General features: G+C 72.2%; 14 protein-coding genes. 5 read left to right on the top strand and 9 right to left on the bottom strand.

The genetic code is table 11. The annotated features are described in order from the left end of the window. Positions 1-89: 89 nt before the first annotated feature. The 8 genes from SM611_RS12910 to SM611_RS12875 all read right to left on the bottom strand — a co-directional run bounded on the left by SM611_RS12910 (position 90) and on the right by SM611_RS12875 (position 9,466). Positions 90-1,250, bottom strand: coding sequence for a glycosyltransferase family 4 protein (locus SM611_RS12910; protein ID WP_371949733.1), 1,161 nt, complete (start codon positions 1,248-1,250; stop codon positions 90-92). Beyond that, positions 1,247-2,110, bottom strand: a complete 864-nt coding sequence (locus tag SM611_RS12905) for a glycosyltransferase (RefSeq protein ID WP_371949732.1) — start codon at positions 2,108-2,110, stop codon at positions 1,247-1,249. The genes SM611_RS12910 and SM611_RS12905 overlap by 4 nt, the downstream gene beginning before the upstream one ends. 13 nt (positions 2,111-2,123) lie before the next feature. Further along, positions 2,124-2,255, bottom strand: a complete 132-nt coding sequence (locus tag SM611_RS12900) for a hypothetical protein (protein ID WP_281181612.1) — start codon at positions 2,253-2,255, stop codon at positions 2,124-2,126. Further along, positions 2,255-3,955 (bottom strand): MmpA family trehalose lipid delivery protein, encoded by a 1,701-nt coding sequence (locus SM611_RS12895; protein WP_371949731.1) that lies wholly within the window; start codon positions 3,953-3,955, stop codon positions 2,255-2,257. Before SM611_RS12895 ends, SM611_RS12900 begins: the two co-directional genes overlap by 1 nt. A gap of 47 nt (positions 3,956-4,002) precedes the next feature. Next, entirely contained in the window at positions 4,003-6,132 is a 2,130-nt protein-coding gene (locus SM611_RS12890) for an acyl-CoA dehydrogenase family protein (RefSeq protein ID WP_371949730.1), read from the bottom strand. A gap of 83 nt (positions 6,133-6,215) precedes the next feature. After that, complete coding sequence (locus SM611_RS12885) at positions 6,216-7,664, bottom strand: flagellar basal body-associated FliL family protein (RefSeq protein ID WP_371949729.1); 1,449 nt, start codon at positions 7,662-7,664, stop codon at positions 6,216-6,218. 75 nt (positions 7,665-7,739) lie between these two features. Next, a complete protein-coding gene (locus tag SM611_RS12880) occupies positions 7,740-8,588 on the bottom strand; it encodes an EI24 domain-containing protein (RefSeq protein ID WP_371949728.1) in 849 nt (282 codons plus the stop codon). Between the two features lie 11 nt (positions 8,589-8,599). Further along, entirely contained in the window at positions 8,600-9,466 is an 867-nt protein-coding gene (locus SM611_RS12875) for an SDR family NAD(P)-dependent oxidoreductase (RefSeq protein ID WP_371949727.1), read from the bottom strand. Positions 9,467-9,559: 93 nt separating this feature from the next. On the opposite strand from SM611_RS12875, the gene SM611_RS12870 reads away from it, so the two are divergent. From SM611_RS12870 to SM611_RS12850, 5 genes are all read left to right on the top strand, one after another. Further along, a complete protein-coding gene (locus SM611_RS12870; protein ID WP_371949726.1) occupies positions 9,560-10,426 on the top strand; it encodes a TIGR03619 family F420-dependent LLM class oxidoreductase in 867 nt (288 codons plus the stop codon). Further along, complete coding sequence (locus tag SM611_RS12865) at positions 10,423-10,887, top strand: nuclear transport factor 2 family protein (protein WP_371949725.1); 465 nt, start codon at positions 10,423-10,425, stop codon at positions 10,885-10,887. Before SM611_RS12870 ends, SM611_RS12865 begins: the two co-directional genes overlap by 4 nt. A gap of 191 nt (positions 10,888-11,078) precedes the next feature. Continuing rightward, positions 11,079-11,495: a Fur family transcriptional regulator gene (locus SM611_RS12860; RefSeq protein ID WP_371949724.1), complete on the top strand. Its 417-nt coding sequence runs from the start codon at positions 11,079-11,081 to the stop codon at positions 11,493-11,495. Further along, a complete protein-coding gene (locus tag SM611_RS12855) occupies positions 11,492-12,991 on the top strand; it encodes a catalase (protein ID WP_443112133.1) in 1,500 nt (499 codons plus the stop codon). The genes SM611_RS12860 and SM611_RS12855 overlap by 4 nt, the downstream gene beginning before the upstream one ends. A 62-nt stretch (positions 12,992-13,053) precedes the next feature. Next, positions 13,054-13,440: an ankyrin repeat domain-containing protein gene (locus SM611_RS12850; protein WP_371949722.1), complete on the top strand. Its 387-nt coding sequence runs from the start codon at positions 13,054-13,056 to the stop codon at positions 13,438-13,440. A gap of 82 nt (positions 13,441-13,522) precedes the next feature. Here the strand turns inward: SM611_RS12850 and SM611_RS12845 are convergent, their stop codons facing one another. Then, the gene (locus SM611_RS12845; protein ID WP_371949721.1) at positions 13,523-14,521 is read right to left on the bottom strand and encodes an effector-associated domain 2-containing protein; all 999 of its coding nucleotides are present in this window, start codon (positions 14,519-14,521) and stop codon (positions 13,523-13,525) included. Between the last annotated feature and the right edge of the window lie 255 nt (positions 14,522-14,776).

Raw genomic sequence — 14,776 nt, 5'->3', positions numbered from 1 at the left:
CTCCTGTGACGCCGTGCTCTTCCGTGACTCCGTGCTCTACGTGCTCTCCCGTGACTCCGTGCTCCGGTACGCCGCGTTGCCCGGGGACGTCAGCCCGGGTGCCCGCCACCGTACCCGCGGCCGCCCGCCTCGCGGACGGCGGCGCCGATCAGGTCGCGCATCCGGTCGGCGGTGCGCGCCCAGTCGAAGCCTGCCGCCCACCTCTGACATTCCGTGGCCGTCCGATCGCGCCGCGTGGGATCGTCCAGCTCCTTGAGGGCGCGCTCGACGACTCCGGGCAGGTCATCGCCCTCGTGGACGAGCCAGCCGGTGGCCTCGTCGCGGACGGCGTCGCGCAGGCCGTCCACGTCGTAGGCGACGGTCGGGACGCCCAGCGCCGCGGCCTCGATGACGCTCAGCCCCCACCCTTCGCCCTGGGACGTGCTGAGGTGCAGGTCGGCCCGGGCGACCAGGGCCGCCTTCACGTTCTCGGGAACGTAGCCGTGCGCGATGACGACCCCGTCCAAGCCGCGCGCGCCGATGGCGGCCTTCAGTTCGGGTGCTTCAGGCCCGTCCCCCACGATGTGGAGCTTCAGCCCGGGTCGGGTCTGCGCGAGGGTCTCCGCGAGGTCGAGGAGCAGGTGGAGGCGTTTGTGCGGGACGAGCCGGGTCACGCACACCAGGTCCGGCTTTCCGGCGGGCTCCGGGACCGTCCCGTCGGGATCGGCGACCGACGACCCGTTGTGGACGACATGGGCGGTCCCCGTCCAGCCGAGCCGTTCCCTAACGGCGCGCAACGTGGACGGCGATACGACCACGAACGCGTGCCGCCGGTACGTCCAGCGGCTCACGGGACCCTCCAGCATCTGGCCGAGCCAGGCGAGCCACCTGGGGAAGTACAAGCCGAACTGGGCGTCGTGCACATGGTGAACGACGCAGAAGACCGGCACACGGCGTGGCAGCGCCCACGGGGTGAAGAACGGGATGCCGTTCTGGCAGTCGATGACGGCGTCGAAACGCCGCCGATGCGCCAGCGTCCACAGCAGGACGAGCGGGTAGACGGTGAACCGGCCGCCGAGACGCACGAACTCCACGTCCTCGACCCGTTCCCTGCGGGCCTGCCCGGGCGCCCGGCACGTCACGTAGTGGACGCGGGCGCCCCGACCGGCGAACCTGCGCGCCAGCTCCCAGGCGTAGCGTTCGGCGCCGCCGGCGGCGGGATGCCAGGGATCCCGCCAGTTGACGACGGCCAGCCGGAGATCCGCGCTCATCCCGACTTGGCGCTGGGCGTCGACGCCTGCCCCGGAAGGGCGATCGGCACCGGAGGCGGCTCGTTGAGCTTCGGCTCGGCGAGCATCGTCCGGATCGGCACGACGGGGATGATCGGCGTCGCCGGAACACCCGGCACACGGAGACCGGCGCGCGCGCGGATGCGCGCCAGGTCCAGCATGCACTGCAACGAGTGCCGCCTCACCGAGAACGTCGATCCAGGACGATCGCGCCACACCACCGGGATGGCCGTCACCGACGCCCCCTGCCGCACGCAGTGGGCCAGCAGCTCGACATCGAACGAGAAACCGGTCGTGCGGAGCTGCTTCGCGGCGGCCCGCCCGAGCGGCCCGTCGAAGAACTTGAAGCCGCACTGGGTGTCCTGGATGCCGCCCACGAGATCGCGGACGATCCGGTTGAACGTGATGGCGCCGAGCCGTCTGAGGGGCAGGGCGTAACCTTGGACGACCGACCGACCGTGGCGCCTTGACCCGACCACGACCGGGCGGCCCTCGCGCAGCAGGACGATGGCTTCGTCCAGCGCGGCGAGGTCTGTTGCCATATCGGCGTCCATGAACCCCACGTACGGGGCCCGCGTTTCCAGCAGCCCGGCACGGACCGCCGCTCCCTTGCCCCGGCGTTCGCAGCGCACCAGCCGCACCGGCACCGGACCGTCCCACGACCGGACGATCTCGGCCGTCCCGTCCGTGCTGGCGTTGTCGACGACGACGACCTCCGCCCGCAGCGGGAGTCCGGCGAGCTTGTCGCACAGCAGGGCCAGCCCGCCCGGAAGCCGGTCGGCCTCGTTGTAGGCGGGAACGACGATCTCCAGGAGGGCGGGGCCGTCACGCCAGGTCCCCATCAGGGCCTACACGTCACCGGGAGCCGTAGTTGTACAGCGGCTTGATGACCGGGTCCTGCTGGGAGGCGTTCACGAGCTGGACCGTGCCGAACGACGCTCCGGCGGCGAGCAGAACGCCGACCACTGCGGCGATGGCGATGCGCATCAGGGGGTCCTTCGTCGGTGATGGGGGCTGCGGGGCGTGATACTGCCGAGTAATGGAAGGCTCAGAGTAGTACCTGAGGCCAGGATTGACCAGAAAACGACCAGACTCACGATGCCCCAGGCCGCCGCCACCGGCGCCACGGGCACGTGCCTCCCGGCCACGTCCCTCGCCCCGTCGATCCGGTAAACGACGAGGTCAGGGCCCCGGAGAACTTCGGTGGCGGCACCGGACGGAGCGACCGACGCGGTCTCCGCATCGACCACGACGTACCGTATTCCCTCGTCACGGAGCGTCGCGGCGGGCCGCGTCCCCGTCTTCGCGACGGGCGCGAGCCGGGCGGCCCTCGGGTCCTCCTGCGGGACGGTCGTGCCGTCCACGGTGACGGCGTCGTCCACGACGACGTGCCGCTCCAGATAGCGCGGCAACGGGTCGAGCACGCGGCGGCCGTGGTTCCAGGGGTAGCTCCGGTACGACGCCCACGGAAGGACGAGCACGTCACCCCGCTCTGGGTCGCGGTCGATGATCTGCCGCGCGCGCGCCCAGTCGTCCGGATACCGGACGGCCCGGAGTTCGCCCGCCGCGCCCCACGCCAGCGTCGGCAGCAGGAACACCGGCACGGCCATCGCCGCCGCGGCAACTCCCGGCCACCTCGCCTCGGCGGCCCGGTCGGCGGCCACGCCGAGGCCGACCGCGACCACGACGGCGAGCGGCGCCGCGTACTGCTGGCCGTCCCGCAGGACGGCGAAGCCCGGCCAGAGGCCGATGAGCCCTTCGAGGACGGGCGCGGCGACCGCCCCCAGCGCCGCGATCACGAACCCGAGTACCGCCGCGACGGCCGCGCCACGCCACCACACCGGCTCCCGGCACCACTTCCCGTACGCGGCGAGCGCGACGACCACCACGAGCAGCCAGAGCGTCGCGGTCACCGGCATCCCGTAGCCGCTCGGGACCGTCTCGCCGTTCCACACGCCGCCGAGCAGGAGCAGGCTCCCGAGCGTCCCGAACGGGGTGTCCGCCCTGGCCGCGAACAGGTCGACGGCCGCCCCGTCCCCCGGCAGCCCCGCCGGCCGCAGCGCCCCGGGGACCAGCCACGGCAGGCTCAGCACCACCACCACCGCCGCGACCCGGAGCGCGGCGCGCGCGCGGGCGGTCACCAGGGCGACGGTCAGGGCCGTGATGCCGGTGACGGTCAGGGCGGCGAACCCGCCGACGGCGGCGGGCAGCAGGACGCGGACCAGGCGGCGGCCACCGCCGGGCTCCTCCGTGCGCGCCGCGGCCGACACCACCCACGGCAGGGCGGCGTAGCCGAGCAGCAGGGCCCACTGGCCGAGGAGGAGCCGTTCGGCGACGAACGGGTTCCACGCGTAGCAGACCCCGGCGGCGAGACGCGGCAGGAGGCGGCGGGACGGCACCAGCGACGCCGCCGACGTGCACGCCATGACGAAGACCGCCAGCAGGACGAGCTTCTGCACGACGTCCGCCGGGATGACGGCGGCGAGCGCGGTGACGAACGCGTCACTGGGGACGTGCCTGGGCACGACCCCGGTCAGCCCGAACGTCAGGTCCGTGAACGAGGGGCCGGGAACGAACACCATGTCGTAGGACAGGACGAACCCGGGCGCGAGCCCCGGCCCCAGCGCCGCAAGCCCGAGCCCCAGCCCGGTCAGCGCGGCCACCAGGTGCCGTGCCCGCTCGTTCAAACGGCCCGCTCGTTCAAACCGTCCGCTCCCTCATGTGAGCCTGGACGCTACCCCACCGGCTCGGGGTCGCGCGGCAGGCCCAGGATGCGCTCGCCGATCACGTTGAGGTTGACCTCCGTGGTGCCTCCGCCGATGGTCATCGCGCGGGACGCGAGCAGGTAGAAGCTCCAGCGCGCGCGCAGGTCGGCCTTCCGGCCGCCGGTCACCGCGCCCTCCTCGCCGAGGAGGGTGAAGCCGAACTCGGTGACCTGCTGCCCGTGCTCCATCGCCACCAGCTTCCGGACGTTCGCCGTCGCGCCCGGGTCCGTGCCCGAGAGCTGCTTCAGCGTGGCGCGCAGGCCGAGCAGGTTGAACGAGTGCTCGTCGCAGACCAGGCGCCCGAGGCCGTCGCGGACGACCGGGTCGCCGTCCACGCCGAGGCCGGCGGCGAGGTCGAGCAGCTTGGGCAGGTCGCCGCCGAGCTGGAAGCTGCTGGTCAGGCCCACGCGCTCGTTGGCGAGGGTCGTGCGGGCGACGCGCCAGCCCGCGTTGACGGGGCCGACGACGAACTCGTCCGGGACGAACACGCCGTCCAGGAACACCTCGTTGAAGACGGCCTCGCCGGTGCATTCGCGCAGCGGGCGGATCTCGATGCCGGGCGACGCCATGTCCACGAGGAAGTAGGTGATGCCGTCGTGCTTGGGCCGGTCGGAGTCGGTCCGGGCGATGCAGATGCCCCACTGCGACTCGCGGGCGAGGGACGTCCAGATCTTCTGGCCGGTGATCTTCCAGCCGCCCTCCACGCGCTCGGCGCGGGTGCGCAGCCCGGCGAGGTCGGAGCCCGCGCCCGGCTCGGAGAACAGCTGGCACCAGATGATCTCGCCGCGCAGCGTCGGCGGCAGGAACCGCTCCTGCTGCTCCGGCGTCCCGTACTGGACCAGCGACGGGACGACCCAGGCCGCGATCATCAGCGGCACCGGGCGCACCTTCGCCGCCTTCAGCTCCTGCTGGATCACGATCTGCTCCAGCGGCGAGGCGTCCCGCCCCCAGGGCTTCGGCAGGTGCGGCGTCACCCAGCCGCCCTCCGCCATCGCGGCGCGCTGCTCGAACGGCCCCATCGCGGCCAGTTCGGCGACGCGGGCGCGGATCTCCGCGCGGACCGGCTCGGCGTCCTCGGCCAGCTCGATGCTCATCGGCCGCCGGACGCCCGCCACCGCGAGCGCGGCGACGTCCGCGCGGTACCGGCCTGCCCGGCCCATGAGCGCACGGAGCGTGAGGGCCCGCCGGTAGATGAGGTGGGCCTCGTGCTCGTAGGTGTAGCCGATGCCTCCGTGAACCTGGATGTTGCCCTCAGCGCACGTGACCGCCGCGTCCGCCGCGAGCACCGCGGCGACTCCGACCGCGTAGGCGCGCTGTTCCTCGGGCTCGCTCAGCGCGCGCGCCGCGTCCCACACGGCGGCCCTTGCGCGCTCCAGGGCGATGAGCATCCGGGCGCACTTGTGCTTGACGCCCTGGAACTGGCCGATCGGACGGCCGAACTGCTCGCGGAGCTTGGCGTAGGCGACGGCGTCGTCCAGCGCACGCCCCGCCACACCGCACGCCTCCGCGCCCAGCAGGACGGCGGCGAAGGCGTCCGCGTCCACATCGCCGAGGAAGCGCTCCTCGGGGACGGTCACCCGGTCGACCGTGACCGAACCCACCGGACGCGTGATGTCGAGGGACTCCAGCGGTTCCACGACGACGTCGCCCTTGAAGAGGACGACCCAGCCGTCACCCGCGCGGAGTACGAACACGTCCGCCAGGGGCGCGCCCAGCACCGGCTGGACCGTGCCCGAGACGGTGGAGCCGTCCCGGTCCAGGCCGCCCGAAAGCCCGACCGCGCCCGTCGCGGAGCCGTCGGCGAGCCCGTGGACGTCGCTCCCGGCGGCGCTCAGGATCGTGGCCGCCAGCACCGTCGGGGTGTAGGGGCCGGGGGCGAGCACCCGGCCGAGCTCCTCCAGCACGACGGCCTGCTCCACGAGGCCGAACCCGTCGCCGACGGGCTCGGGAAGGTGCACGCCCGGGAGGCCCTGCGCGGCGAGGGCGGGCCAGAAGCCGGCGTCCGCCTCCCGCACCTTCTCCGCGGTGATGTTCCGCTCCGCGAACCCGCGCACCGACGCCGCCAGCGCCTCGTGCTCCTCCGTCAACCCGATCGCCATGGCCACACCTTTCCTCGGACGTGGCCACAGCCTATTAGAACGTCATTCGGTTCTGCAGGGGGCCCACCCCGGGTTCCGCCTCGTCAGGACGCGATCTTCAGGTGGGTGAGGAACTCGGTCACGTCCGGCCACCGCTGCTTGTGCGTGTTCGGCATCGACGCGAACACCACCGCGGGGGTCTTCCGGCCGGTGTCGATCACGGCCGTGGCGACGACCTCGCCGGTCGCCCGCACCCCGGACCGCTGGTAGGTCAGGTACGAGGCGATTAGCCAGCCCTTGCGGCCGTCCACGGTCAGCGCCTGCGACGCCAGCGGCGCCGTCTTGTGCGGGAACGCATAGTACTGCGCCTCCTGCCCCTGCGCGACCAGGGCGGCGACGTTCTTCACGCTCTCCGGGCCCTCGTAGGCCGTGGCCAGGCTCGGGTGCAGCGTGCCGGTGAGGAGCTGCCCGTACCAGAGCTGCTGGGCGTGCCGCTCGGTCACCAGGATCTGCTGCCCGGACCATCCCGACGTGCCCAGCCTGTTCTGCTTCGTCGGCACCTGCCAGGGAGCCGCGAGGCGCGGATAGGCCAGCCCGGAATGGGCGTCCGGCACCATGCCGAGCATCCGGCTCGGCGTGCCGCGGAACTTCCCGAGCGGCTTGTCCGGCGGCGGCTTCACCTGCGCACCCTCGGACTGCTCCGCCGCCGCCCGCTTGTCGACGTTGCCGGACGGCGCCTCCGGGTCGTCGCCGCCCTTGGTGAAGTAGACGGCGCCGGCCGCGATCAGCGCGACCAGCAGCAGCCCGACGCCGCCGAACAGCACCAGCCTGGACCGGCCGCCGCCGTCGTCCAGGACGTCCCGGGACGGCGTCGGCGAGCCGCCGAGCTTGGCGTCGGCGGACTCCTCGTCCGCCATCCACTCCGGCATCTGCCAGTTGCCGCTGCTCGGCTTGCCCGGCTTGGCGGGCTGCCCCGACCCGGTCGGGACGGCCGGGACGTAGTTCGAGTCGGCGTCGCCCGCGCCCTCGTCGAAGAGCGACCCCTCCCACTGGGGCGCGTCCTCCTCGGAGACGGGCGCCACCTTGACGTCGTCCGCCTCCCGCTCATCACCGCCCTGCGACGCGAACGCGTCGCCTTGCGACTGGAACGCACCGCCTTGCGACGAGAACTCATCGTTCCGGGACTGGAACGCACCGCCCTGCGACGGGAACGGGTCGTCCTGCGTCGCGAAAGCATCGTCCTGCGGCGGGAACACGTCGTCCTGCGGCGGGAAGGCGCCGCCCTGGGACGGGAACGCGCGCTGAGGCTCCTCGACCTTGCCCCACACATCATGCGACGGCGCGTCGTCACCGGGGCCGTCGGAAGCCGCCGGGTCGGCCGGGTCGGCGGGGCCGGTCGGCGCGGACATGAACACCTCGGGAACCTTGGGCTCGGGAAAGGCCACCTGCGGACCGGTCGCGCTCTCGGCGCCGGACGACTGCGGGGACTCCTCCCGCAGCTCGCTGTCGTTCATATCGGTCCAGCGCCCACCGCGCTCCCCCTGATCGGACATGCGGCACACGTTACGCCAAGATCAGTAGTGGACATCCCGAGCGTAATCACGCTCCGGACACATCTTCCTATCGCCTCAGTGATGCCTTGCCATGCCGTCGTCACCGGGTGTGACCAGCGGATCGTCTGCCAGGCGCTCCCTGGCCATCAGGGTGGCCCCGGCGACCGCGCCCGGCATGGCGAGCACCGCGCCCAGCGGGATGAGGAACACCACAAAAGTCGCGGCGCCGAACCCGACCACGAGCGGCCGGTCGGCCCGCATCCGCGCGAACCGCTCCTTGCGCAGGACGCCGCGCCGCTCCAGCGCCACGGACGTCAGCTCGCCCGCCAGGAAGTAGCCCGACACCAGCGCGGCGACCACCGGGACGACCGTCTGCCCCACCACCGGCAGGAACCCGCACGCGAAGAACACGACCGCGAACCCCAGCGCGATGGCCCCGATGATGAGCGTGTCCTTGATCGCCCGCCCGATCTGGACGAGCAGCGGGACGTCCGGGTCCGGCGGCGCGCCGCCCCGCGACTCCTCCACCCGGACCGCGATGGCCTCGTAGAACGGGTCCCCGACCAGCAGCGTCACCGCCGTGAACGTGATGACGGCCAGGAACAGGGCCGACCCGTACAGGGCGAGGCCGGCGACGACCCGCGCGGACGTGCGGGCCGCGTCCGACCACCCGTCGGCGAACCCCGTCACCCACCCGGCCAGGTCGTCGATCTGGAACGCCAGGAAGACCAGCCCCGCCGTGTACACCGCGAGCACGATCAGCGCCGGAATGAGCCCGAACAGCCACTGCGCCGGATGCCGCGCCATCCACCCGATGCCGCGGAACAGGTAGCCGGCCCCGCCCAGCAGGTCCTTGAACGCGGACGGCCTCGCGTGCGCCTGCGGCGCGACGTGCTGCGGTCGGATGTGCTGCGGTTGGCTCACGCACCCAGACCCTATAGTGCGGGCAGCCCGACAAGCCGGGCCGAACGGTCCCAGACCGCCCGCTGGAGTTCCGGATCCTTCAGCCGCCCCGCCTTCGGCAGCAGCCCGGCGCCCGGCGTCGAGCTGTAGAACCCGCCGCTCCGCCCCTCGAACTCCTCGTCCAGCGCAAGCCGCAGCGCCATGCGCGCCCCCTGCGCCGGGGTCCGCATCAAAGGGGTGCGCGCCAGCAGCGCTCCCACCCGTCCGCTGCCGGGCACGTCCCGGAGCAGCCCGGTCGCGACGACGCCCGGGCACATCGCGTTCACCGTGACCCCGCTGCCCTCCATCCGCCGCGCGAGCTCCTGCGCGAACAGGATGTTGAGCAGCTTGGACCGCCCGTAGACCCGCATCGACTCCGCCGGCCCGTAGGACCCGGGCTCGGCCAGCCGCTCCACCGCGAACCGGTCCGCCTGCCGGTGCGCCTCCGACGCGACGATCACCACCCGCGACGGCGCGCCCTTCTCCAGCGGCCCCAGCAGCAGGTTCGTGAGCAGGAACGGACCCAGATGGTTGGTCGCGATCATGCGGTCGTACCCGTCGGCGCTGACCTTGGCCCGCAGCAGATGCACGCCCGCGTTGTCGACCAGGACGTCCAGCCGGTCGAACCGCTCCTCCAGCGACGCCGCGACCCGCCGGACGTCCATCTGCACCGACAGGTCCCCGAGGAACGTCTCGACCCGCGCCCCGGGAACGTCCCGCGCCAGCTCCTCGACCGTCGCGGCGGCCCGCATCTCGTTGCGGCACACGATCCCGACCAGGAACCCCGCGCGCGCCAGCCCCCGCGCGACCTCCTTCCCGATCCCGGACGTCCCGCCCGTCACAACCGCGATCCTCCCCATGCCCTCAGCCAACCACCCGCCCCGCGAACACCGAACCCACCCCCTCGGCGCCGGACCCTGGCATGAAATTAGAACGGGTTCTAGTATCTGGGCATGAGGTTCACCTACGCCGAGGCGATGACCGACCCGTCCTTCTACGTGCCGCTGGCCAAGGCCGCCGAGGACGCGGGGTACACCAGCATGTCGGTCGCCGATTCCGTGGTCTATCCCAAGGAGTCCGACTCGACCTACCCCTACACCGCGGACGGCAACAGGGAGTTCCTCGAGGACAAGCCGTTCATCGAGACGTTCATCCTCATAGCGGCGCTGGGGGCCGTGACGACCACGCTTCGCTTCACGCCGTTCGTCCTCAAGCTCCCGATCCGTCCGCCCGTCCTGGTGGCGAAGCAGGCGACGTCCATCGCGGCGCTGACCGGCGGCCGGCTCGGCCTGGGCGTCGGCCTCAGCCCGTGGCCGGAGGACTTCCAGGTGATGGGCGTCCCGTGGGAGCGGCGCGGCAGGCGGATGGACGAGGCGATCGACATCCTGCGCGGGCTCAGCACCGGGGAGTACTTCGAGTTCCACGGCGAGCACTACGACATCCCGGCGCTCAAGATCACGCCCGCCCGGCCCTTCCCCATTCTGGTCGGCGGGCACAGCGAGCCGGCGCTGCGCCGCGCGGTCGTCCGCGGGGACGGCTGGATGCACGCGGGCGGCGACGACCTCGACGCCCTGCTGGCCAGGCTGAACGAGATCCGGAAGCAGGAGGGCAAGGCCGACGGCCCGTTCGAGGTGCACGTCATCTCCATGGACGCCTACACGCCCGACGGCGTGAAGCGCCTGGAGGACAAGGGCGTCACCGACGTGATCGTCGGCTTCCGCATGCCCTACGCCAAGGGCCCCGACACCGAACCCCTCGCCAAGAAGATCGAGAACCTCGAACGCTTCGCCGAGACCGTCATCGCGAAGGTGGGACCGTGAAACAAGAACACGTTGCAGATGCCATCGCCTGGAACGCCTCCGAGGCCGACCATCCGGCCCGCCGCGCCGCCCGCGCCTCCATGGCGGCGGTCATCGAGGGCCGCAAGGAGGACTGGCTCGCCCTCTTCGCGCCGGACGCCCTGGTCGAGGACCCCGTCGGCCCGTCCTTCCTGGACCCCTCGGGCAACGGCCACCGGGGCCTCGACGGCATCACGACCTTCTGGGACACCTTCATCTCGACCATCGCCGGCTTCCGCTTCACGATCGCCGACTCCTTCGCCAACGGCCCCTGCTGCGCGAACGTCGCCACGATCACGACCACCATGCCGGACGGCTCCACCATGACCATCGACTGCGTCCTGATCTACACGGTGGACGAGGACGGCCTGATCCGATCCCTGCGCGCCCACTGGGAGCCCGACCGCGCGATGGCCACCGTCACGGCACCCGCCGGCAGTTGACGGCGCCGTCGTGGTGACCGGTGGCGGGCACCGCCTCCGGCAGGGAACGCGCGGCCACCCGGACGCCCCGCACACGGCGGGCGTCCGGGTTCTTCTTGAGAGCACGCCGGCGAGCGGTCCGGCGCGCTCCGAGCAAAGCTGGAAGCTTTCGTTAATTTGACTGATTCCAGAAAAGCTGGTTTGCTCCAGGCATGCCGACCACCGACCCCGCCGCCCTCCTTCGCGGCGCCGACCTGCGGGTGACCCGCCAGCGGGTCGCCGTCCTGGCGGCGGTCGCGGCCCATCCGCACGCCGGCACCGACGACGTCGCGGCGGCCGTCCGGCGGGAACTGGGCTCGGTGTCCACCCAGGCGGTCTACGACGTGCTGCACGCGCTCACCGAGGCGGGCCTGGTACGCCGCATCGAACCGGCCGGCTCGCCGGCCCGGTTCGAGACCCGCGCCGGTGACGGCCACCACCACCTGGTGTGCCGCGCCTGCGGCGCCATCGCCGACGTCAGCGGGGCCGCGGGAGAGGCCCCGTGCCTCGACGTCCGGGACCCGCGAGGATTCGCGGTCGACGCGGCAGAGGTGACCTTCTGGGGCGTCTGCCCCGCCTGCCGCGCATGAGCGCCGGCGAACGAACCGAAGAGGAGCGAACCGTGCCCGAGAACAACCAGAAGCCGCTGACCACCGCCGCGGGCGCGCCGGTGCCCGACAACCAGAACTCGCTGACCGCCGGTCCGCGCGGCCCGATGCTCCTGCAGGACGTGTGGTTCCTGGAGAAGCTGGCGCACTTCGACCGCGAGGTCATCCCGGAGCGGCGCATGCACGCGAAGGGGTCGGGCGCGTTCGGCACGTTCACGGTGACCAACGACATCACCCGGTACACCAGCGCCGCCATCTTCTCCGAGGTCGGCAAGAAGACCGAGATGTTCGCCCGCTTCTCCACGGTCGCCGGCGAGCGCGGCGCGGCGGACGCCGAGCGCGACATCCGCGGCTTCGCGCTGAAGTTCTACACCGACGAGGGCAACTGGGACCTCGTCGGCAACAACACCCCGGTGTTCTTCTTCCGCGACCCGCTGAAGTTCCCCGACCTCAACCACGCCGTGAAGCGCGACCCGCGCACCAACATGCGCGACCCGGAGAACAACTGGGACTTCTGGACCAACCTGCCCGAGGCGCTGCACCAGGTCACGATCGTGATGTCGGACCGCGGCATCCCGGCGTCCTACCGCCACATGCACGGCTTCGGGTCGCACACCTACAGCTTCGTCAACGCCCAGGGCGAGCGCTTCTGGGTGAAGTTCCACCACCGCACCCAGCAGGGCATCAAGAACCTCACCGACGCCGAGGCCGCGGAGTTCATCGGCCGGGACCGCGAGTCCCACCAGCGGGACCTGTTCGACGCGATCGAGAACGGCGACTACCCCAAGTGGACGCTGTACGTCCAGATCATGCCGGAGGCGGACGCGGAGACCTACCGGTACCACCCGTTCGACCTCACCAAGGTCTGGTCGAAGAAGGACTACCCGCTGATCGAGGTCGGCGAGTGGGAGCTGAACCGCAACCCGGCCAACTACTTCGCGGACGTGGAGCAGGCCGCGTTCACCCCGGCCAACGTGGTCCCCGGCATCGGCTTCTCGCCTGACAAGATGCTCCAGGGCCGGCTGTTCTCCTACGGTGACGCCCAGCGGTACCGCCTCGGCGTGAACCACCACCAGATCCCGGTCAACGCGGCGAAGAACCCGGTCAACTCCTACCACCGCGACGGCGCCATGCGCGTCGACGGCAACCACGGCGCCACGCCGGGCATCGAGCCGAACTCCTACGGACGCTGGCAGGAGCAGCCGGCCTACCGTGAGCCGAGCCAGGCCGTCGGCGCCGTCGCGGACCGGTTCAACTTCCGCGAGGACGACGACAACTACTTCGAGCAGCCCCGCATCCTGTTCCGGAACATGTCCCCCGAGCAGCAGCAGGTGCTCTTCGAGAACACGGCCCGCGCGATCGACGGCGCCAGCCAGGCGACCATCGAGCGCCACATCGCCAACTGCACCCAGGCCGACCCGGCCTATGGCGAAGGCGTCCGCAAGGCGATCGAGGCCCTCGCCGCCACCCGTCCCTGACCCCACCCCAGACCGGCGTGGTGGGCGAACCCCACCACGCCGGGCCCGGCCCGGGAGTGACCATGAGCGAAACCACCCTGACGCCCGAGCAGACCGAACGGGTCCTGGCGATCGCCCTGGACCTGGCACGCGTGGGCGACACCGAAGCGCTGGCGGATTTCGTCGACCACGGCGTGCCCGCCGACTCGTCCGACGCGTCCGGCAACACCCTGCTCATGCTGGCGGCGTACCACGGCCACGCCGACACGGTCCGCGCCCTCCTGGACCGCGGCGCCGACCCGAACCGGCGCAACGCACGCGACCAGAGCCCTGTGGCCGGCGCACTCTTCAAGGGTGAGGACGAGGTGGTGAGCGTCCTCCGCAAGGCGGGCGCCGACCTGGACGCGGGCACCCCCACCGCCCGGGCCACCGCGGCGATGTTCGGACGCGAGCACCTCCTCGCCGACTGAACCACGGCCACCCGCCCCGCGGTCATCGGCGGTCGTCGGCGGTCGTCGGTGGTCGTCGGTGGTCATCGGTGGTCATCGGTGGTCATCGCGGGCGGGCGTCGTCCGGCGGCGCCAGCAGCGACTGGGCGATCGTCTGCTTCAGGCGGCGCACCGCCATCGACTCGCCCACGAATCCGTGGACGGCCTGCAGGAGCTGCTGCAACCCGCCCGAATAGTCAAGACATGTCCGGACGATGCCGAACAGGTCGGCGCGCGCCTCCGCCGACCGCGGGACCGCCCCGGCGATCTCCAGCGGCAGCGCGCCCACCAACTGGTCGCGCCCCCGCTCGGCACGGAGGCGGGGGATCTCCAGCAGACCCTCGACGACGCGGAACAACTCCGGCAGCGCGACGTCCGCGCCCATCACCGGAGGCGACGCCTCGAACGCGTCCGGGCCGAATGCGTCCGCCTCAGGCAAGCGCTCTCTGGGCACGCGCTCTCTGGGCAGGCGCTCTTCGGGCACGCGCTCTTCGGGCACCGCGGGAACCCCACCGGACGGACGGGCGGGCCGGACCCCCGGCACCATGACCCACGCGTCGTCGGACATCTCCTTGACCTGCACCTTGACCTGGTAGTAGTCCCCCGGATCGACGAGTCCCCGGCCCTGACTCACCACGTCCTCGTACACCCGCCGCGAGACGATCAGGGCGATCCCGGTCTCGGCCGCGCCCGCCGCCTCCCGCAGCGGCGCCGCGTCCAGGAGCCGGAACGCGTGCGTCAGCGCCGTGCTGACGATGCCGTGCCCGTCCGACTCGGCCTCGCCGGTGTTGACCGCCACGCGCAACCGCATCCGCGCTGCCTCGTTCGCCGCCGCGTTGTGGTGCCGCACCTCCGCGCGCAGCCGGTCGAGCACCGCCGTCAGCAGCACCTCCGTCCGCACGGCCGGCGGCAGGACGACCATCACCCCGTCCCCGCGGTCCTCGTGATGGCAGTCGTCCAGCCGGAGCCCCGCGCCCGCGAAGCTGCGGCCGAGCCCGTCGTACATCGCCTTCCGCACCCGGACCCGGACCGGATCGACGCGCGCGGGGTCGCTGAAGCTCACGATGTCGCACACGAGGAACGAGCACATTCCCCCCGGCCGCCATCTCGCCGCGGCCGGTCGCGCAGTCTCCGTCACGGGCACCTCGCCGATGGTCGCTGCCGATCCCACTCTGCAACCCTCGACCGCCTCCGGCAAGAAAAATGCGTCAACCATCACAAAGGGCCCCACTGCCGTCGCCGATGGCCGCGCATCCGCGGATGCGCGGACAGTCGGCAGACGGTCTCCGCCAGGGAGGTTTCGGCGACGGGCCACGTC

The sequence above is a fragment of the Actinomadura monticuli genome (assembly GCF_041463655.1).
In the GTDB taxonomy this organism is placed as follows: Bacteria; Actinomycetota; Actinomycetes; order Streptosporangiales; family Streptosporangiaceae; genus Spirillospora; species Spirillospora monticuli.
The sequence above is the reverse complement of the archived record's forward strand: the minus strand, read 5'-3'. Positions and strand labels throughout refer to the sequence as shown.